The following is a 20,688-nucleotide window of genomic DNA, read 5'->3' as shown; positions in this document are numbered from 1 at the left end:
CGGCTTTGCTTCTTCATTTTTCTCTGACCGCTCAGAGCCTAGACGATGGGGATATCCCACCACGACTCTATGGGTAAAAATTGTCTATGTTTTCCTTGTGACAGGTTATCGACGGCAAGGTAGGGAGTAAGGTATGAGTTCATCGTATGTAGAGGAACTGGATAGCCCTAATGGATCCTGGTTCCATATTGTGCATGAAATGCTGAGTATAGCCGATATCAAAATCAATGGTTCACGTCCGTTTGATATCACCGTAAAAAACCCGGATTTCTATAAACGTGTCTTGCGCGAAGGCTCACTAGGGCTGGGTGAAAGTTATATGGATGGCTGGTGGGAATGCGAACGGCTGGATATGTTTTTCCACCGCGTGCTTCGCGCCAGACTGGATGAAAAGCTTCCCCGCCACCTGAAAGATATCTTACGCATCGCCGCGGCCCGCCTGATAAATCTCCAATCGAAAAGGCGCGCATGGATTGTTGGTAAAGAGCACTACGATTTAGGCAACGATCTGTTTTCAATGATGCTCGATCCTTGTATGCAGTATTCCTGCGCTTACTGGAAAAAAGCGCAAACGCTGGAGCAGGCACAGGAAGACAAACTGGAGATGATCTGCGAAAAACTGCAACTCCGGCCCGGCATGACATTGCTGGATATCGGCTGCGGCTGGGGCGGTCTGGCGGAGTTTGCCGCACGTCGTTATGGCGTATCCGTCTGCGGTGTAACGATTTCCCTTGAGCAGCAGAGATTAGCGCAGCAGCGATGCAAGGATCTGGATGTCACTATTTTGTTGCAGGATTATCGCGATCTGAACCACGAGTTTGATCGTGTGGTGTCGGTCGGGATGTTTGAACACGTCGGTCCACGTAACTACGACACCTACTTCCGGGTCGTCAGCCGCAATCTTAAGCCTGACGGCCTGTTTCTACTGCACACCATTGGTGCGAATAAAACCGATTTACAGGTCGATCCCTGGACGAATAAATACATCTTCCCCAATGGTTGCGTGCCTTCCGTGCGTCATATTGCACAGGCCAGCGAGCCCCACATGATTATGGAAGACTGGCATAACTTCGGCACCGATTATGATCGCACATTAATGGCATGGCATGAACGTTTCCAGCAAAGCTGGCCGCAGCTTTCTGATCGCTATTCCGCGCGTTTCCGTCGTATGTTCAGTTACTACCTGAATTCCTGCGCTGGTGCTTTCCGGGCGCGAAACATCCAGCTTTGGCAGGTGCTTTTCAGTCCCAATGGTTTTGAAGGCGAATTGCGCGTGCCGCGCTAATTCAATGCGCAGAAAGCCGCCGGGAAGCATTCCCGCGCGGCTTATTTCGTCTTAGTCTTCGCTGACGGCTTCTTTTATCTGTTGGCTGGCTAACACGCGCTCTACGGTATCCACCACCGCCTGGGTTTGCGGGTCGATTTCAATGTTTACGCGGTGTCCCAGACGCTTCTGCCCAAGCGTGGTGCGGTTGAGCGTTTCCGGGATCAAATGCACACAGAAACGGCTACGGGTGACTTCACCAATTGTCAGGCTAATCCCGTCAATACCGATAAAACCTTTATGCAGCACATACTTCATCAGCGACTCATCGGCCAGACGGAACCAAATCTGGTGATTATTTTCCGATACCAGAATTTTCACCACTTCCGCTGTACAGATGATATGACCGGACATCACATGCCCGCCAATTTCATCGCCCATTTTCGCCGCGCGTTCAACATTAACGAAGTCGCCCGCCTTCACGTCGCCGAGATTGGTCAACCGCAATGTTTCTTTCATTAAATCAAAACTGACGCAATCGCCCTCAACCGAAGTCACTGTCAGGCAGCAACCGTTGTGCGCCACTGACGCGCCTGGCGTCAGCCCCGGCAGCAATTCGGGAGAAAGTTTGATCACATGCGTGCGAAAATTTGATTTCTCGACAATGGACACCACCGGCGCGGTGCCTTGAACAATACCGGTAAACATACGGTTTGCCTCATGAAAAAGGATATAAATAGAATGCGGAATGAAGATGAAGAATAGTCATGCCTGTCAAGCAGTGTGCACGATTTTTCGATGAAAACCAAACCTCGTGGCCCATAATCTAATCCTCAGACGCCTTGCCAGTCGTTAAAAATTTGTGAATTTAGGTCGCTATACACTAGTTTACTTCTGACAAGTCGCTACAATAACGCTCTTGTCACATCAGGCGACATTTATCGTGTTTATCTGCGTTTAATTATCCCGTTATTTTGTTAGTCAATTCAAGGAAGGTGTTCGTGCCGAATTATCTGTCAGAGGCGCGCAAATTATTAGCACTCGCGTTCCCTGTCATTATTGCGCAAGTCTCTCAGACTTCCATCGGGGTAGTTGATACCATCATGGCAGGTTCCTACGGCGCGACGGATATGGCTGCCGTTGCTGTCGGAACCTCCATCTGGCTGCCCGCCATTCTTTTCGGTCATGGATTATTGCTGGCGTTAACACCGGTGGTGGCGCAGTTGAATGGTTCTGGCCGCCGGGAGCGCATCGCCCATCAGGTTCAACAATCTTTCTTTCTGGCGCTGCTGATCTCATTGCTTATCATGACGGTGCTATATCAGGGCGAATATATCATCAACCTGATGAGTAACGGCTCGCCGGAACTGGCGGAAAAAGCCATCGGCTACCTGCATGCGCTGTTGTGGGGCGTGCCCGGCTACCTGTTCTATCAGGTGTTACGCTGCCAGTGTGAAGGGCTATCGAAAACCCAACCGGGCATGGTGATTGGTTTTATCGGACTGCTCATTAATATTCCCATCAACTACATCTTTATCTACGGTAAATTCGGCATGCCGGCATTAGGCGGCGTTGGCTGTGGGGTGGCGTCGGTGGTGGTGTATTGGATCATGATGCTGTTGATGATGGCCTATATCAGAAAAGCCGTCTGGTTGCGCGACATCAAATTGCAGAAATCGCGCTTCCGACCAGACTGGCAAACGCTGAATCGTCTGTTCTCGCTCGGTTTACCTATTGCGCTGGCGCTGCTCTTTGAAGTCTCGCTCTTTGCCGTGGTCGCGCTGCTGGTGCTTCCCCTGGGGGTAGTGGATGTGGCGGGTCACCAGATAGCCCTGAACTTTAGTTCATTGATGTTCGTGCTGCCGTTGTCAATTGGCATAGCCACCACGATCCGTGTCGGCCACCGGCTGGGCGAAGGCGCCACCAGGCTTGCGTATGTCGCAGCCTATACCGGCCTGGCGACGGGGGTGGTCATGGCCACCTGCACGGCGATATTCACCACGCTGCTGCGCGAACCTATCGCCTTGCTCTACAATCAGGATCCTGACGTGGTTGCAATGGCGTCGTACCTGATGTTGCTGGCGGCCATCTACCAAATCTCCGATGCCGTACAGGTGATCGGCAGCGGCGTATTGCGCGGATACAAAGATACCCGCTCAATCTTTTATATTACATTTACCGCCTATTGGGTTCTGGGGCTACCGAGCGGTTATGTGCTGGCGTTAACCGATCATATCGTTCCCCGTATGGGACCGGCAGGTTTCTGGTGTGGATTCATTATCGGGTTAACCGCCGCCGCAATCATGATGGTGACGCGCATTCGCTGGATTCAACGCCAACCGCCAGCCGACATTCTGGCGCGCGCGGCCCGCTAACGGCTTGTCGCGGTATTGTGTTAGCGAGTGATGCGGCGAAATCACGCACCTTTACATCACGCCAGCGGCAGACTGGCGCTTCAACAAGCGCCCCTGACGTCCTGTCACGCGCCCGCCCTGATAACTGACCACACCATTGACCATCACCAGATCGATCCCCGGCGCTTGTCGGCAGGGGTCGCGATAGGTGGCGACGTCCTGAATCCTGCTCATGTCGACCAGCGTCAGATCGGCGAATGCGCCTTCGCGCACCACGCCACGATCCTGAAGGCGGAAACGTGCAGCCGACAGCCCCGTCATCTTGCGCACGGCTTCAGCCACATCGAACAGTTGCAGATCGCGGCAATAGTGAGCCAGCACTCTGGGGAATGTCCCCCAAAGCCGCGGATGAGGATTCGGATCGTTGGGTAAACCGTCTGAACCCACCATTGATAGCGGATGCGCCAAAATCATGCGTACATCGTCTTCGCTCATCATATGGTAGATCGCCCCGGCCGGACGCAGGCGCTCAGTGGCCTGCCATTGGTCGATGCCCCACTGTTCGGCAATGTCTTTCAGCGTCTGTCTGGCCATCTCAGGATGCGGTTCAGACCAGGTGATAAAGATGTCCATCTTGCCATCGACGCGCCAGGCATCCAGTGTGGTGGAACTGGCCGCGTAGGGATAGCAATCGCAATTGCACGGCTGCTCGCGGGCGGCTTTTTCCAGCGCGGCCAGGGCTTGCGGCGCTCGTCCCCAATTGCCCGCGCCAGCGCACTTGAGATGAGAGATCACCAGGTCCGCGCCAGCCTGACGCGCGGTACTGAACGACTCTTGCAGCGAATCCAGCAGCCCGTCGTGTTCGTTGCGCATGTGCGTGGTATACAGCGCGCCATGCGCGCCGACGATATCCACCAGACGTTGCATTTCAGTTGCTGGCGCTTGTCTGGCATTGGTGTAAGCCAACCCGGAACTGAGACCAATGGCTCCGGCGTTGAGGGCGGCGTCCAGCGCGGCGCGCATCTGTTGCAGTTCATGCTCCGCCGCCGGACGATCGAATTGCGCCATCACGTTGGCCCGCAGTGCGGTATGACCGATCAATGCCGCGACGTTGACGCTCGGATGTGCATGCTCAACGGCGTCCGCATAGGCGCCGAAGGTCGGATAAACAAATTCATCCTGCACGCCCAGCAGGTTCATCGGGTCCGGCGGCGCGCCTGTCAGGGTTACCGGCGAGGCGCTGATCCCGCAGTTGCCGACAATCACTGTGGTCACGCCCTGAGAAATCTTGGCCAGCATGTCCGGGGTACGAATAACGTTGATGTCGTCATGCGTATGCACGTCAATAAAGCCCGGCATCAGACAACGCCCGGCCCCCGCAATAATCCGCTGCGCAATGCCATCGCCAAGCTTGCCGATGGCGGCAATCCGGTCGCCGCGGATCGCAACGTCGGCGTTATAGGGGGCGGCGCCGACGCCATCGACCACGGTGACATCGCGAAACAGTACATCAAACGTCATATTCACATCCTCCGCCCTATCGAGAAGTCCCAACCTTTTCCTGGAACCGCATCCATCAATTGTTGGGTGTAAGGCTGTTGCGGACTGACCAGTACGCTGGCCGCCGGACCGTATTCGATGATCTGGCCGCGCTGCATCACCAGCACATCATCACAGACCTGCGCCGCCACCCGTAAATCGTGGGTGATGAACAAAATGGCGATCTGCATGCGCCGTTGAATATCGTCAAGCAGTTGCAGCACTTGCGACTGTACAGAGACGTCGAGCGCCGATACCGCTTCGTCGGCGACGATCACATCCGGTTCCATCGCCAACGCACGGGCGATAGCGATGCGTTGTCGCTGTCCCCCGGAAAACTGATGCGGATAACGGTCAATGGCGTCAGCCGGCAATCCGACCAGTTCCAGCAGTTCCTGACCACGAGCCCAGGCCTGGGCGAACGACACGCCGTAGTTCATCGGGCCTTCCACCAGACTGCGGCCAATGGTCATGCGCGGATTGAGCGACCGGTTAGGATCCTGAAAGATCATCTGAATGCGTTTACGATGGGGTTTTAATCCGGCTGCGGTAAGCTCGGAAATATCCTTGCCGGTGATGCGAACCGCACCGTTCGTCGGTGTCAGCAAACGCATCACGCAGCGGGCCAACGTTGACTTGCCGGAACCGCTTTCACCAACGATACCCAGCGTTCGGCCACGTTTGAGCATAAAGGTCACGTCATGCAGCGCACGCGTGCCTTCGCGTCGTTTGCGCAACCCGAACCATGCGCCGCCGGAGGCCGGATAGGTTTTACCCAGTTCAACGACATCAAGCACCACTTGCCCACGGGCCGTCTCACCACGCGCCGGTCTGGGCATGAGACTCGGAACCGCGGCCAGCAGCGACTTGGTATAATCCTCTCGCGGTTGAGACAGTACCTGCCGCACGGCGCCGGACTCAACAATGTGTCCCCGGCGCATCACGCAGACGCGATGGGCGATATCCACCACCACGCCCATGTCGTGGGTGATGAAGAGCACCGCGGTACCGTGCTTTTCCTGTAGTTCGCGGATCAATTTGAGGATCTGTTGCTGAGTCGTCACGTCAAGCGCCGTGGTCGGCTCATCGGCAATCAACAGGCGAGGTTCAAGCACCAGCGCCATCGCGATCATGATGCGCTGGCGCTGACCGCCGCTAAGCTGATGCGGATAGGCGTTATGGATGCGCTTGATGTCCGGCAGATGCACCTGCGCCAACGCTTCCATTACCCGCGCATACCGATCCGAAGCGCTCAGATCGGTATGCGTTTGCAACACTTCGTCAATCTGACGCCCAACCGTGAGTACGGGGTTGAGGGCCGTCATGGGTTCCTGGAAAATCATCGCCATGCGACTGCCGCGTAACGCCTTGAGCCGTCCGGCGCTGACTTGCAAGACATCTTCTCCGTCCAGCAAAATGCGTCCGCTTACCGCCGTGAGCGCATCTTTCGGCAGCAAACCGAGCGTGGTCAGCGACGTGACCGACTTGCCCGAACCGCTCTCGCCCACCAGACATACCGTCTCCCCGGCATGAATTTCGAATGAGATATCCTGGAGGATCGGAACGCCTTGCGCGGTATTCACGCATAAGCGTTCCACACGCAGAATGTTGTTTTGACGGTCGCTCATGCAGCCCCCTTCTTATTCTTCAGGCGCGGGTCAAGGGCGTCGCTCACCGTGTCGCCCAACAGATTGATCGACAAAATACACAGCGACAAAGCCAGCCCCGCCCACAACACCAGCGAAGGCTTGAGTTGGAAGTACACGCGGCCCTCGGCGATGATGTTGCCCCAGGTCGGAATTTCCGTGCCGATGCCCGCGCCGAGAAACGACAAAATCGCTTCAGTCAGGATCGCCGATGCGCAGATATAGGTACTCTGCACAATCAGCGGCGCCAGCGTATTGGGCATCAGGTGCCGGGTGAGGATCTTGAAACTGGAGGTGCCCATCAGCACCGCGGCTTCTACATACGGTTCTTCGCGGGCCGACAGCACTCTGGAGCGCACCAGACGCACCACCTGCGGTATTTCCGGCACCATGATGGCGATCATGACGGTCCAGATACCGGCGCTGCTCAGCGAAACGATGGCGATCGCCAGCAGGATGCCGGGGATCGCCATCAGGCCGTCCATCACCCGCATCAGCAAAGCATCGATCCCCCTGAAATAGCCCGCCAGCAACCCTAACGGCAGCCCGATAAGCACGCTCATCAGCGTTACCCCCAGGCCCACAATCAGTGAGATACGCGCGCCATAGACAATGCGTGAAAACAGATCGCGACCATAAGCGTCGGTGCCAAGCCAGAATTCGGCGCTGGGCGGTTTCAGGCGAAACCCCGGTGACAGTGTCACTGGATCATAATTGGCGATCCAGGGCGCGAAGATCGCCATCGTCACGATCAACGCCAACATGACCAGCGCGATGGCCGACGTCAGCGGCAAACGCGGCAGTTTGATCAGTCGAAGTCGTGACGCAGGCAAGGACTGAGAAACGGGTTTACGCATAGCCATGTCCTCAGTAACGAATGCGCGGATCGCTGATCGCATACGACAAATCGATCAACAGATTGATGACGACGTACACCCCGCTGGTCAGCAAGATCATCCCCTGAATCACCGGGTAATCCCTGGCCAGCACCGCATCCACAATTAAGCGCCCCAAACCGGGGATGTTAAACACGCTTTCGGTCACCACAACCCCGGAAATCATCAGCGCGAAGCCAGTGCCGATCACCGTCAGGATCGGGATCATCGCGTTGCGCAGCGCGTGACGGAACAGCACATGGATCTCTGACAGTCCCTTGGCGCGGGCGGTACGGATGAAGTCTTCGCCCAATACCTCCAGCACGCTGGCCCGCGTCATGCGGGCCACCAGCGCGATATACACCGAAGATAAGGTCAATGCCGGCAACACGATACGTTGCGCGAACGGCCAGACGCCGGCGCTGATGCTGCTAAATCCCTGAACCGGCAACCACTTCAGTTCGATGGCGAACACCGAGATCAGCACATAACCGATCACGAATACCGGCACGGAGAAACCCAGCACCGACGAAGACATCACCAGATTGTCGATCCAAGTGCCGTGCTTCCAGGCCGCCAATACGCCCAGCGGCACCGAAATCACAATGGTGAAGACAATCGCCACCAGCGCCAGACTCAGGGTGGGTTCCAGCCGCTGACCAATCATGGTCAATACCGGCGTATCGGCCATAAGGGAAGTGCTGAAGTCCCCTTGCAATAACTGCCAGATCCACATGAAAAACTGTTGGTATAACGGCTGGTTCAGGCCCAGGCTTTCACGAATGGCCTCCAGTTGCTGCGGGGTCGCCATATCGCCGGCGATGATCGCCGCCGGGTCGCCGGGTGACAGCCGCAACAACAGGAAGACAAACAACGCGACGACCAACATCACCGGGATCGCCGCCAGCACGCGGCGAAAAAAGTAACCAAGCATAGGGACCTCCGAAGACATTATTCACATCGCAATCAGTCGCTTTTCTCGACGTTCCAGAACACCGTGGACGGCCCGGCCATCAGGTGACTGATACGGTTGTTCCAGACCGCCACGTCATAAAACTGGCCTAACGGGATGTAACTGACCTGATCCATCGCGCGTTTTTGGATCTCCACCGCAATCGTTTTCTGCCTGACCGGATCGGTGGCGGTGGCGAAATCCACCCGCAGTTCGTTCATCGTCGGGTCAGTCGGCCAGCCAAACCAGGCGCCCTGACGTCCGCCGCCATCAAGCATCGGATTGACCACCGGATTCCAGATGGTTTCCGCGTTCCAGTAAGTGAAGAACAGGTTCCAGCCGCCCTGTGACGGCGGATTCTGGTTGGCCCGGCGCGATACCAACGTCTGCCAGTCCATTGGTTGCAAATCAACCTTGAAGCCCGCCTTGCGCAAAGCCTGAGCCACCACCACCGGTTGCGGCGCCTGACTCGGCACGTCGGTCGGCTGCATGATCACCACCGGCGTGCCGTCATAACCAGCCTTCTTCAATAGCGCTTTAGCCGCTTCCAGATCGCCGCCGTTAAGCAGCGACTCGCCGCCCGCCTGCGTTTCCAGAGTCGTGCCGCAACCGAATACCGAGGCGCACAGCTTGAAGTATTCCGGGTTGCCCACCAATGCATCGAGCACGTCTTTCTGGTTCATCGCCAGCAGTGCGGCGCGACGAATGTCCGGGTTATCGAACGGCGGATACAGGAAGTTCATCCGTCCGCCGGTCATCGCTCCCAGTTTGCTCAGCACCCCGGACTTGAGTTCAGGATTGGCTTGCACCATCGGCAACAGATCGATCGGCAACTGTTCGATGAAATCGATGTCGCCGGAGGACAACGCATTAATCGCCGTCATACGGTCCGGCATGTTGATCCATTCCACGCGATCGACTTTGACCACTTTACCGCCCACGGTGCCGCTCGCCGGCTCCTGGCGCGGCACATATTGCTGGAATTTCTCGTAAACCACGCGATTACCGGGATCGAACTCACCGGCGACAAATTTATACGGGCCGGAACCGGTGTAATCGGTAATCATTTTGCCGTCAGGCGTGTTGGCAACCCGCTCCGGCATCATGAATGCCGCGACTGACGAAGGTTTGGCCAGCAGTTGCAGAACATAGCCGAAAGGTTTGGCCAGCGTCAGGGTGATGGTTTTGTCGTTGGTGGCGGTAATTGCGGCGGTGTACTTCATCATTAACTGACCGCCGACGTCGTACCGCGCCCAGCGCTTAATAGAGGCGACGCAATCCGCGGCGGTGACCGGCTTGCCGTCATGCCAAAGCAGACCGTCACGCAACGTAAAAGTGTAGGTCAGACCGTCTGGCGAAACGCTCCAGTCGGCCATTTGCGGCTTGGGCTCAAAGTTCTCGTTCATCCCGATCAAGGTATCGTAAATCATGTAACCGTGGTTACGGGTGATCTGCGCCGTCGTCGCGATCGGATCAAGCACGCGCAAGGATGACGACATCACCGCATACAGGGTTTTCTCCGCAGCCAGGGAGGATGAGGCGAACAAGGCGGCGCTCATGCCGAACGGCAACAACAGACTGGCGATCAGACAACGGGATGGATACATTTTCATTCTTAAGACTCCTCAAAATGGCAATGTTTGATGTCGGGACTTGCTGTGTGAAGCAACGCCGGATATCCAAGACCGTGGTTTGCAGCCGGCGCGTGGCTTGTGGTCTCAGGCTCAGGGGCGTTTAACGCCAGTCTGACGGGTAATGATGCCGTAATGTTCGATACGTCTGTGGCGCGCGAAGTCGAAGATGGTGCTCTTACCAAACTGACACAGATCCATGTCGCAGCGGTGGACGATGAGTTCGTCATCCTGCCCTTTGGCCTTGGCGACCACGAAACCGTTGGGATCGACGATCACGCTGCCGCCCATCAGTGGAAAACCGTCTTCGATCCCGGCCTTGGCGACGCCGACCACCCATGTGGCGTTCTGGTACGCGCCGGCCTGCATGCACAATTCGGAATGAAACAGCCGCGGCGCTTCATCTTCACCGCGATTCTGCGCGTTTACCGACGGCGTGTTGTATCCCAGCGTGATCAGTTCCACCCCTTGCAGCCCCATGACGCGATAAGTCTCCGGCCAGCGGCGATCATTGCAGATGCACATACCCATTATGGCATTCTGGCTTTCCCAGGTCGGGAAACCCAGGTCGCCCGGTTCGAAATAGCGCTTTTCCAGGTGCTGAAAATCCCGATGAATATCGAACTCAACATGCCCCGGCAGATGCACCTTGCGGTATTTCCCTATGATCTCGCCCTGGCGATTGGTCAGGATCGAGGTGTTGTAATGATGGCCATCCGGGGTTAGTTCAGCGTAACCGAAAGTGATGGCGATACCGTGCTCGCGGGAAAAATCAAACAACGGACGCGTCACCGCATTCGGCATTTCACGCTCGAACCAGGTATCAACTTCCCGCTGATCTTCCATATACCACCGTGGAAAGAAGGTGGTCAGGGCCAGTTCGGGAAAGACCACGAGTTCGCACGCTTGCTGCCGGGCCTGTTCCAATAACGCCAGCATGCGCTGGACCACGCTTTCTCTTGAGTCGCTTTTTTGGATCGCCCCCAGTTGGGCGCCGCCGATAACGATTTCGCGCATGCCATATCCTCCACAAGACCGACTCGGTGTCGGCAAACCGTTGCAGTGCGTAGGGTCATTGTGGAGAAGAGGAGCTTATCTGTCGTATGCCAATATGTCGGTGTTGATTAACCTGATGTTAATCGAAACTGATGTTAATCCAACCTGATGTCAATCGAGCTTGAACAGGTGAAAACCGCCCTCCTCCAGCGTGCTGCGCAAATGTTCGACGAATACCTGCGCAAATTGCGCCAGAGGTTCACGCCGCAGGTGCACCAGGCTGATGGTCAGGCGTTCTTCATCAAGGAGCGGCAACACCGCCATACGCTCCGAACCCGACGCCCGGTAGGATATTTCATCGACGACGGAAAAACCGATGCCGTTTTTAACCAGGGCGCAGGCATGGTGGGGAGAATCGACATCAATGCTGGGCCGATAGGGAAGCCCCACGCGTTCGAACGTCTGATTCATGAAACTGTGAAACGGGGTATCCGCGGCATAGCCGATAAACGCAGCATCCGCCAGCGCTTCTGGCAGATCATTTGCCGGAACGCGAGTCAACGGATGATCCGCAGGACATATCACCAGAACCCGGATATAACTCAGAGGAATGGCGCGCAGATTGGGATGATCGATCGGAAACAGGGAAATCCCGAAGTCGGCCTGCCGGTCGAGCAGACGCTCGCGCAACAAGGCATGGCGCAGACATTCCAGGCTGACGAGGATCGCTTCGTTGCACCGTCGGAAAGCAGCGATGGCATCCGGCACCAGTTGATGCCCCAGACTGGGGCTGCTGGCGATGCGTAGTACGCCATGGCGCTGCTGAACCAGATTGTGCAATGTCGTGTTGACGCGCTGAATATCGCGATAGACCAATTCAACATCGTTGAAGAGAGAACGCGCTTCTGGGGAAGGGTATAACCGTCCCTTAACCCGTTCGAACAGTTGAAAGCCAATACGCGCCTCGGTATGGGAGAGCATCCGGCTGACCGCAGGTTGAGACACATATAGAAGTTGCGCGGCGCCGTTGATCGAACCGGTGATCATAACGGCCCGAAAGACCTCGATCTGACGCAGATTGAGCGATTGCATTCGACCTACCTCTGTGAAATTGATGGCGTCGCCTACCGCCGAACGCTTAACAACAGGTTATGTGACTATAGCAATTAGTAAGCAATTAGTATGCCAACGACATAAACAGGCCGAATATTGCGCTGACAGCAGCGAAACACCACGGTAATAATAGGATTTAGCCCACTTTTTTAGGAGGTTACCGCCGTGGCCGTGTCACAAACGATCCTGCCTATCTTCCTGCTGATCATGCTCGGTTATGCTCTGGCCCGCCGTGGCGTTCTTGATCCCCACGCCAACAAGGTACTAGGCGGCCTTGCTTTCAAACTGTTCATGCCGATGGCGCTGTTCACCGGAATGATCAACGCGCCGCTGCATAATGGCCTGAACATCCAGATCCTGATCGCGTATTTCATTCCTGCATTACTCATTTTCGCGGTGGTCAACCTGTTCGTCCATCGCAGGCAGGGCCATTCCACCCCATTCGGCCTGACCGCCTCCTTCGCCAACAATGCCTTGATCGGCCTGGCGATAGTAGCAGGGCTGTATGGCAACGACGGACTGGTGCTGTTGTTCATCGTCCTGGCCGTACACAGTCTGCTGCTGTTCAGTGCTCAAAGCGTCTACGACAGCTTCGCAGGCAGCGAACCGTTCAAACCCGGCATTCTGGTCGCCAGCCTCGCCAATCCTATGATTGTCGGCCTGCTGTTGGGAACGGCGGTCAATCTGTCGAACCTGATGCTGCCGAACTGGAGCACGAAGCTGGCGACCTGGTTAGCTCAGGCGGCGCTGCCCTGCGCGCTTATCGTGCTCGGCGCCAATCTCTCCGGCTATCGTCTGCGTCCCAGCGCGCTTGTCGTCGGCATCACTGTCGCCAAACTGCTCGCCATGCCTTTGCTGGTGCTGCTGACCTGCCTGTTGTTGAATATCGGCGGCATGCCACGCAGCGTACTGGTGCTGATGGCTGCCAATCCCTCCGGCCTCAACGTGCTGGGCTTTGCGCGCTCGCGGGAGGACAGTCAGACCACCAGTTCGGCGATTTGTCTTTCCACGCTGCTGTCGATAGCTACTCTCCCATTATGGATGTGGGCAATCAGCCTGCTTTAAGCTACGCCGTCATTCAATCCAGTGTAGCCGTGACGCCAGTCTGGTAATGCGTCTGGCATCCACGGGAACGATCCCGGCGAAATCAACCATCTATTGAATGATAATTGTTATCAAGTATAATCCCGCACCGTAAGTACGCCGTGCCGCCATCCTGATGGGGGGCGCGTGTTTAATCATAAAATACAGGCATCTGCGCCGCGAACCTGACCGGATAGACTCGGGTCTGGCAATGCAACCAATCTCTACATCGTCTTCTCGTTTTCGGGATTAAGGTAACAACCGTTGGGCTATACCGAGAAAAACCTGAACACCTATCTCGCGCACCGGGCCGAGTTTGTTGACTATGCGACGACTATCATCGGCGATCGCTCGCACGGTGAAGACGTGGTGCAGGAAGCGTTTATCCGCCTGAAATCAACCGCGGCGGACCGCCCTTTTGATGAACCGGTAGGCTATTTTCGCCGTATGATACGTAATCTCGCCATCGACTGGATCCGGCGCGCCAGAGTCGAAAAGCGCCGGTTCGACACGGATGCGGATATGGAGACGGTCGCCGAAGAACAGCCGTCGCTGGAAGAGATCATCGCGCATCGGCGCGAATTAGGTATTATCATGGAAGCCATCGCCGAACTGCCGGAACGGACGCGTATCGCGCTTGAAATGCACCGTTTCAATGGCTGCAAATTGAAAGAGATCGCCGCCCACCTCAATATTTCCGTCACGCTGGCGCATTCGCTGATTTATGAAGGGCTGGCGCACTGTCGTCGGCGTCTTGCTGAAAAAACAGCAAGCTGATTCGTTATTTATGTGAGTGGCTTATTGGCAAGCCGTCAATTCCATAGGAAGCAATCTCATTCAATCGAACGAAAAAGAAAAACAGGCGCAGCAGGATGCTATCGGCTGGCTGATTGCGTTACAGGAAGATCCGAACGATACGGATGTTATGGCGCGATTCAACGCCTGGCGCGACAGCAGCACGGAAAATGAGCGGGCATGGCTTGAAGCGCAGCATGTCTGGAACCTGCTGGATGAAACGCGCAACATGCCGAATCTACACACTCGCGCCGCACGATTTACGCCACCACAACATCCGGCTGCGTCTCAACGCTGGCGCGGCGCTTCCCGCCGTCTGACGCTATCGGCGGCGGCGGTCGTGGTCTGTCTTGCGGTGCTGCTGCAACCCACCATCAACCAATGGCTGGCCGCAGACTACGCCACCGGGATCGCGGAAACCCGTCAGATTCGGCTGGATGACGGCAGCACCGTCTATCTCGGCGCCGACAGCGCCATCAAGGTGACGCTCGAACCCAGCTCGCGGCAGGTAACGCTGCTATCCGGCGAAGCCTATTTCGATGTACAACCTGATACGGCGCGTCCTTTCCGCGTGGCGGCAGGAACGGTGGACACGACCGTGCTCGGCACCGCCTTTGATGTCAGGCTAATGACCGATAGCGTAATGGTGGCGGTGAATCACGGACGCGTCGCCGTCGCCGCGCCGCAGGCCCAGCCGCGTATTGGCGCGCCGCTGCAAGCGGGTGATTGGGTGCGTATCGCCAAAAACGGACAGGTCGAGCGCGGCAAGGATGCGCCGGAATTCGTCGGCGGCTGGCGCGCCGGCATGTTGATCGTCAAAGATCGTCCCATTGCGGATGTGGTGGATGAAATCCGCCGCCATTATCGCGGCGCTATCCTTCTGACTGACAGTTCGCTGGCGCAACAGCGAGTCACCGGGGCTTATGATCTTAACGCGCCAGTAGATGCCCTCAGAGCCGTCGCCCAGGCGCACGGCGGCAACGCACGGCAAATTAGCCCGTGGGTTACCGTTATCTCAACACGTTGATAAAAATTAACTTTCCACTATTTTTCCACAAAACGTCATTTTTCACTGAAAAATCCCACCGCTATTTCGTTCTTTAATCAGAGTCATGGCGATAGCGGCGTATCGTCTTTTCAACGGCATAAACGACAAGGGTTGGAGAATGAGAAAAAAGGGGATGGCAGGAAAAGAGATTATCAGCGCGGTGATGCTTACATTCGGCGTCAGCACATCGGCAACCGCGCAACAAGCGGTTTCGTCTATCCCCGCCAACATCGGCGAGCTAAAAACAGTAAATATCGCGCCGCAGACGCTCCAGAACGCGCTACTCCTGTTCAGTCAGCAGACCGGGACGCAAACCTCTGCCGATGCTGCCGTCATGCAGGGACAATTCTCTCCCGGCGTGGCGGGAACCATGACGCCGCAAGCCGCGGTTGCGCGACTGCTTGCCGGCACCGGATTAAGCTACCAGTTTATTTCTCCCGCGACGGTATTGATCGTCAGACCGGATAGTGACAACGTCACAACATCGGATGTCGTGACCGTCACCGCCGTGGCGGAAACCGCAACCGGCCCGGTCAACGGCTATCGCGCCACCCGCTCGGCAACCGGCACCAAAACCGATACCGCGTTGCGTGATATTCCGCAATCGATTCAGGTGGTGCCGCGTGCTGTCATTACCGACCGGCAGACTACCAGCCTGAGCGAAGCGTTACAGAACGTCTCCGGCGTGCAGCAAAGCGGCACGTCCGGCAACCGGGCGGAAACCTTTATGGTGCGCGGTTTTTCATCGCCGTCCTACGCCATCGACGGCGTCATGCTCAACCCGGTAGGCGATCGTCCCGAAACCTTTCTCGACCTGGCCAACGTGGAGCGTATCGAGGTATTGAAGGGACCGGCTTCCGCATTATACGGTCGCGGACAACCGGGCGGCCTCATCAATATCGTCACGCGCCAGCCAAGTTATACATTTGGCGGGGATGCCTCGCTGCAAACCGGGAGTTTCGGCTTCTGGCGCGGCGAAGGAACGGTGAACGGCCCGCTGAATGACGCTAAAACGCTTTCCGGCCGCTTGTCAGGCGCGCTCCAGACTGAAGACGGATTCCAGGATGCCCGTTCACGCAGCAGCCGCCAGTTCATCAGCACCGCCTTGCGCTGGGAGCCGACCGACGCGACGCGTTTCACCTTCGGCCTCGACTACACCAACCAGACGCTGCCCTTTGACCGTGGTTTGATCGTCGGTGAAGACAATCAGGTCAGCCTGCCGCCAGAACGTTTTCTTGGCGAGAAATGGTCGGAAATCAACGCGCATAAGACGCGCATTTCGCTGGGCGCCGAGCATAACGTGAATGACCAACTCACATTACGCGGTTCGCTGCGTTACGACGATGCCCGTGTTAATGATACCGGTATAGATTATCGCGCGCTGGAAGACGATGGCCGCACGCTTAACCGCCGCTATAGCGATCGGGTAGAAGATTCGCGCAATATTGACGCCCAACTGGAAGCGCAACTGAAACTCTACACCGGCACTATCGACCATACCTTGCTCAGCGGCGTGCAGTACAGCCGCTCACGCATGGACTTTACCGCCTACCGCGCCAATATCGACCCCATCGATATTTATGATCCGGTTTACGGCGCAGCCATGCCGACAACGCGTTTAAACTCGGATTTCGTTGAAAATATTAAAATGGCGTCGGTGTTTCTTCAGGATCAGATTGAATTTTCACCGCAGTGGAAGGCGCTGGCGGGACTACGCTACGATCGCGTCTGGCAGGAAATGGATCAGAAAATCGGCGATGGCGAGCCGGATATCAATGACGGTGCGCTGACCACACGGCTGGGGCTGGTCTATCAACCGATTAATCCGGTTTCGCTGTATGCCAGCTATGCGGAAAGTTTCGCCCCGCAAAGCGGTCAGACCCGTGATGGTCTGGCGCTGGCGCCGGAAGAGGGTTGGCAGGTTGAAAGCGGCGTAAAAATCGATCTGATCCCAGACCGGCTTTCACTCACCACCGCCGTGTTCCAGATCACCAAAACCAACGTTAAAGCCAGCGACCCACTGGATTCCGACTATGCGGTAACCACCGGCGAACAGCGCGTTCGCGGCGTGGAAATCGACCTTACCGGTGAAATCACCCCCGGCTGGCGGGTTATCGCCTCCAGCGCCTATCTGGATGCGCGCATCACCCACGATCAGGATTATGAAGCGGGTAATCGCTTGACCGGCGTACCGCTATGGAGCGGCAGCTTGTGGACAACCTATGAATTGCAACGCGGCGCGCTGTCCGGCCTGAAATTTGGCTCCGGCCTACAGGCGGTCGGCGCCAGAAAAGGCGATCTCGATAACAGCTTCTCCGTCGCGGGTTACTACCGGCTGGACGCCATGGTTTCCTACAAGCTCAATAAAAACCTGGAGTTTTCGTTGGTTGGCCGCAACCTGACCGACCAGGCGTACATTGCCACACCGGTCAGCCGCACCGAAAATCATCCCGGCGCGCCGCGTAGTGTCTTTGCCACGGTCAAGGCCACGTTTTGATACGGATAATGTATTTGATACGGATAATGTAATGGAAAACGCTGTTTTGCCGGTCGCCGCGCGGCTGGAGGCCGTCTCTTTCAGCTACGGCACGCGTGCCGTGCTGCGCGAGGTGACGCTTGAAGCGCGCCGGGGTGAGTTTCTGGCGATTATCGGCCCGAACGGATGCGGCAAAAGTACCGCGCTTAAGGTGCTGGCCGGCCTGTTGAACGCCGCGCAAGGCCGGGTGCTGATCGACAGACAACCAATAGCCGATTACAGCCGGCGGCAATTGGCGACGCAGCTTGCCATGCTCGCTCAGTCGGGCGACGCCCCGGCGGGTATGACCGTCGCCGATCTGGTCGGCATGGGGCGTTACACGCATGAATCCTGGCTGCGCCGTCAGACACCGCAGGATCGTGAACAGGTGGCGCTGGCGATGGAAAAAATGGCGGTAACCGATCTCGCGCAGCGACGCCTCGGCGAGCTTTCCGGCGGTCAGCTTCAACGGGTACGTATGGCGATGACGCTCGCGCAGGATACGCCGATCCTGTTGCTTGACGAACCCACCAATCATCTTGACCTGAAACATCAGTACGCGCTGCTCGACATTGCGCGCGCGGAATCACGCAATGGCCGCGCCGTGGTTGCCGTGCTGCATGATCTGACTCAGGCGAGTCTTTATGCGGACCGGCTGGTGCTGATGGATCAAGGATACGTAGCGGCCAGCGGCACGCCGCAGGCGGTGTTGACCATCCCGGCGATAGAGAAAGTCTATGGTATCCGCACCGAGGCGATAAATATCGGTAATGCGGTTATCCATATTCCCGCAACAGCATTGTCGGCAAGCAGAGTGTCTCCCGGGGAACCATCGGCGGAGAGAAGGTTATGAAAGCGCTGCTACTGTCCGCCGCGGCGCTCGGTCTGGTGATGCTGTCGGTATTGCACCTGTGCATCGGCGCCCGACCGCTCAGCCCCACGGTGGTGATGGCGGCGCTGTTTGATTACGATCCGCGAAACTATTCACATATCGTCGTCATTAAACAACGGTTGTCGCGTCTTGTCGTGGCGCTCGGCATCGGCGCGATGCTGGCGGCGTCGGGCTATACGCTGCAAAAGCTGCTGCGTAATGATCTTGTCTCGCCGTCAACGCTCGGCATCAACAGCGGCGCGGCGGCCTTTTCCGTCGGCGGCATCTATTTCCTCGGCCTGTCCGGTACGAATTTGCTCTGGCCCGCTCTGGCAGGCGGTATTAGCGCATTGATTTTCGCTTTTTTTGCCGCCGATCTGCTGGGGCGGCATCGCCGCGAACCGCTCAATCTGGTTCTTGGCGGCGCCATGAGCGCCACATTGTTTTCATCGGCCACCGCCTTTATCCTGTCGCTCGACCCGGACGCCTTCGGCAATATGTTAGGCTGGCTGGTGGGTGATATCGGTATTTTCGACTACCAGACGCTGATGGTGTTCTGGCCGTTCGGCCTGCTGGCGCTGGTCGTGCTTTTTCTCCTGTCGCGTCCGCTTGACGTACTGGGGATCGGCGCGGAACAAGCCGCCGCGCTGGGCGTGAATCCGCAATGGATACAAGGGCTGGCGCTTGCCGCCGCGGTAGTACTGCCTGTTCTGGCGGTGACTGTCGCAGGCCCGATCGGTTTTGTCGGGTTGATCGTGCCGCATATCGCCAGGCTGTTTGTCGGCGAAAGCGGACGCCTGCCGCTCGCCGTGGCCATGTTGCTCGGCAGCGCGCTGCTGACCGGCGCGGACATTCTGGCGCGTATACTGTTGGCTCCCCGACTGCTCAACGTCGGCACCATCATGGCGCTGGTCGGCGGGATCGCGTTTCTGCTCATCACCCTGATGGTATTGCGGAGACGAACGGCATGAGTCATAGGTACTTTCTTCGGCTGGGCGCAGTTCATCTCCCCTTCTCGCGTCGTTTCATTATCGTGACGGCGGCGCTGGCGGGCGTGATGGTGTTGTTGTCCGGCGCGGCGCTGTGCCTCGGCACCGCCGATACCTCACCGATGGCGATCCTGCGCTGGCTATTGTCGCCGGTTACGCAGAGCGACGCAGAAACCGACGCGCTGATGCAACTCCGCGCGCCGCGCGTTATCGTCGCCCTGCTCGGCGGCGCGATGGTCGCCGCCTCCGGTTACCTGTTGCAGGTCGTTTCCGGCAATGGGCTGGCCGATCCTGGACTGATTGGCATTTCACCGGGCGTCAGCGTGTCGATTTTGCTAGGCTCGATGCTGTTCGGTATTCCAGCCGAATGGCTGGCGGCAACCGGTTTGATTGGCGGGCTGATGACCGGCGCGCTGGTGTTGGCCCTGGCATTCAACCTGCGGGCCGCTAACGGGCTGATTCTGATTGGGCTGGCCGTTAGCGTTACACTGGGCGCGCTGATCGAGATCGTCATGGTCAGCGGCGGCATCACGCAATTTTCCCGCTATATCACCTGGTCCCACGGTTCTCTGACCGCCGTATCATTCGCCGATGCAGGCAGACTGGCGCAATGGGCTGCCGCGCTTGGCGCTCTGCTGGTCGCCGCGCCACGGCTTATGGCGCCGCTTATGCTGGGCACCGAGCAAGCCTGCGCTATCGGCGCCGCGCCGCGTTGGTCGCGTCCATTACTGGTTCTGCTGGCGACCGCGCTGGTCGCGCCCATCGTTTCGCTGACGGGCCCGATCGCCTTCGTTGGCCTGATTGCCGCGCACACCGCGCGGCGTCTGGTCGCCGATCGCCCCGGCGAGACGTTGCCTGTCGCGATGCTGATCGGCGCGCTGTTGTTACTGCTGGCGGATATCGCGGGCCGGACGCTGTTTTTACCAGTTATTATCCCGGCGGGCCTGATCGTATCCATTGTCGGCGTCATCGGCTTTCTGGCCTTCGCCAAAGCCACCGCAAAACAAACATAAGAGA

17 protein-coding genes are annotated in these 20,688 nt (G+C 57.3%); 9 read left to right on the top strand and 8 right to left on the bottom strand.

The annotated features are described in order from the left end of the window. Positions 1-133 precede the first annotated feature (133 nt). Positions 134-1,285, top strand: coding sequence for a cyclopropane fatty acyl phospholipid synthase (cfa, locus tag NC856_RS00745; protein WP_264088492.1), 1,152 nt, complete (start codon positions 134-136; stop codon positions 1,283-1,285). Positions 1,286-1,336: 51 nt separating this feature from the next. Here cfa and NC856_RS00740 read toward each other — a convergent pair whose 3' ends face one another. Further along, the gene (locus NC856_RS00740; protein WP_264088491.1) at positions 1,337-1,972 is read right to left on the bottom strand and encodes a riboflavin synthase subunit alpha; all 636 of its coding nucleotides are present in this window, start codon (positions 1,970-1,972) and stop codon (positions 1,337-1,339) included. A gap of 293 nt (positions 1,973-2,265) precedes the next feature. Between NC856_RS00740 and NC856_RS00735 the strand changes: the two genes are divergently transcribed. After that, positions 2,266-3,639, top strand: coding sequence for an MATE family efflux transporter (locus NC856_RS00735; protein ID WP_264088490.1), 1,374 nt, complete (start codon positions 2,266-2,268; stop codon positions 3,637-3,639). Positions 3,640-3,690: 51 nt separating this feature from the next. Here the strand turns inward: NC856_RS00735 and NC856_RS00730 are convergent, their stop codons facing one another. The 7 genes from NC856_RS00730 to NC856_RS00700 form a co-directional block, all read right to left on the bottom strand. Then, entirely contained in the window at positions 3,691-5,139 is a 1,449-nt protein-coding gene (locus NC856_RS00730; RefSeq protein WP_264088489.1) for an N-acyl-D-amino-acid deacylase family protein, read from the bottom strand. Between the two features lie 2 nt (positions 5,140-5,141). Next, complete coding sequence (locus tag NC856_RS00725) at positions 5,142-6,785, bottom strand: ABC transporter ATP-binding protein (RefSeq protein ID WP_264088488.1); 1,644 nt, start codon at positions 6,783-6,785, stop codon at positions 5,142-5,144. Beyond that, positions 6,782-7,660 (bottom strand): ABC transporter permease, encoded by an 879-nt coding sequence (locus NC856_RS00720; protein ID WP_264088487.1) that lies wholly within the window; start codon positions 7,658-7,660, stop codon positions 6,782-6,784. Before NC856_RS00720 ends, NC856_RS00725 begins: the two co-directional genes overlap by 4 nt. Before the next feature lie 10 nt (positions 7,661-7,670). Next, complete coding sequence (locus NC856_RS00715; protein ID WP_264088486.1) at positions 7,671-8,612, bottom strand: ABC transporter permease; 942 nt, start codon at positions 8,610-8,612, stop codon at positions 7,671-7,673. Between the two features lie 32 nt (positions 8,613-8,644). Next, positions 8,645-10,243, bottom strand: a complete 1,599-nt coding sequence (locus NC856_RS00710) for an ABC transporter substrate-binding protein (RefSeq protein ID WP_264088485.1) — start codon at positions 10,241-10,243, stop codon at positions 8,645-8,647. A 111-nt stretch (positions 10,244-10,354) separates the two neighbouring features. After that, positions 10,355-11,278, bottom strand: coding sequence for an N-carbamoyl-D-amino-acid hydrolase (locus NC856_RS00705; protein WP_264088484.1), 924 nt, complete (start codon positions 11,276-11,278; stop codon positions 10,355-10,357). A gap of 150 nt (positions 11,279-11,428) precedes the next feature. Next, positions 11,429-12,349, bottom strand: coding sequence for a LysR family transcriptional regulator (locus tag NC856_RS00700; RefSeq protein WP_264088483.1), 921 nt, complete (start codon positions 12,347-12,349; stop codon positions 11,429-11,431). A 186-nt stretch (positions 12,350-12,535) separates the two neighbouring features. On the opposite strand from NC856_RS00700, the gene NC856_RS00695 reads away from it, so the two are divergent. From NC856_RS00695 to NC856_RS00665, 7 genes are all read left to right on the top strand, one after another. Continuing rightward, complete coding sequence (locus NC856_RS00695) at positions 12,536-13,435, top strand: AEC family transporter (protein ID WP_264088482.1); 900 nt, start codon at positions 12,536-12,538, stop codon at positions 13,433-13,435. A 282-nt stretch (positions 13,436-13,717) separates the two neighbouring features. Further along, on the top strand, positions 13,718-14,230 hold the full coding sequence (locus NC856_RS00690; protein ID WP_264088481.1) for a sigma-70 family RNA polymerase sigma factor: 513 nt from the start codon (positions 13,718-13,720) through the stop codon (positions 14,228-14,230). A gap of 16 nt (positions 14,231-14,246) precedes the next feature. Continuing rightward, positions 14,247-15,275 carry a FecR family protein gene (locus tag NC856_RS00685; protein ID WP_264088480.1) on the top strand — a complete coding sequence of 343 codons (1,029 nt, stop codon included), beginning with the start codon at positions 14,247-14,249 and terminating at the stop codon, positions 15,273-15,275. A 154-nt stretch (positions 15,276-15,429) separates the two neighbouring features. Beyond that, positions 15,430-17,793 (top strand): TonB-dependent siderophore receptor, encoded by a 2,364-nt coding sequence (locus tag NC856_RS00680; RefSeq protein WP_264088478.1) that lies wholly within the window; start codon positions 15,430-15,432, stop codon positions 17,791-17,793. Between the two features lie 31 nt (positions 17,794-17,824). Then, on the top strand, positions 17,825-18,664 hold the full coding sequence (locus tag NC856_RS00675; RefSeq protein ID WP_264088477.1) for an ABC transporter ATP-binding protein: 840 nt from the start codon (positions 17,825-17,827) through the stop codon (positions 18,662-18,664). Beyond that, entirely contained in the window at positions 18,661-19,653 is a 993-nt protein-coding gene (locus NC856_RS00670; RefSeq protein ID WP_264088476.1) for a FecCD family ABC transporter permease, read from the top strand. Before NC856_RS00675 ends, NC856_RS00670 begins: the two co-directional genes overlap by 4 nt. Then, positions 19,650-20,684: a FecCD family ABC transporter permease gene (locus NC856_RS00665; RefSeq protein ID WP_264088475.1), complete on the top strand. Its 1,035-nt coding sequence runs from the start codon at positions 19,650-19,652 to the stop codon at positions 20,682-20,684. The genes NC856_RS00670 and NC856_RS00665 overlap by 4 nt, the downstream gene beginning before the upstream one ends. Positions 20,685-20,688: the final 4 nt, after the last annotated feature.

The organism is Brenneria izbisi, from assembly GCF_025840185.1.
In the GTDB taxonomy this organism is placed as follows: Bacteria; Pseudomonadota; Gammaproteobacteria; order Enterobacterales; family Enterobacteriaceae; genus Brenneria; species Brenneria izbisi.
The sequence above is the reverse complement of the archived record's forward strand: the minus strand, read 5'-3'. Positions and strand labels throughout refer to the sequence as shown.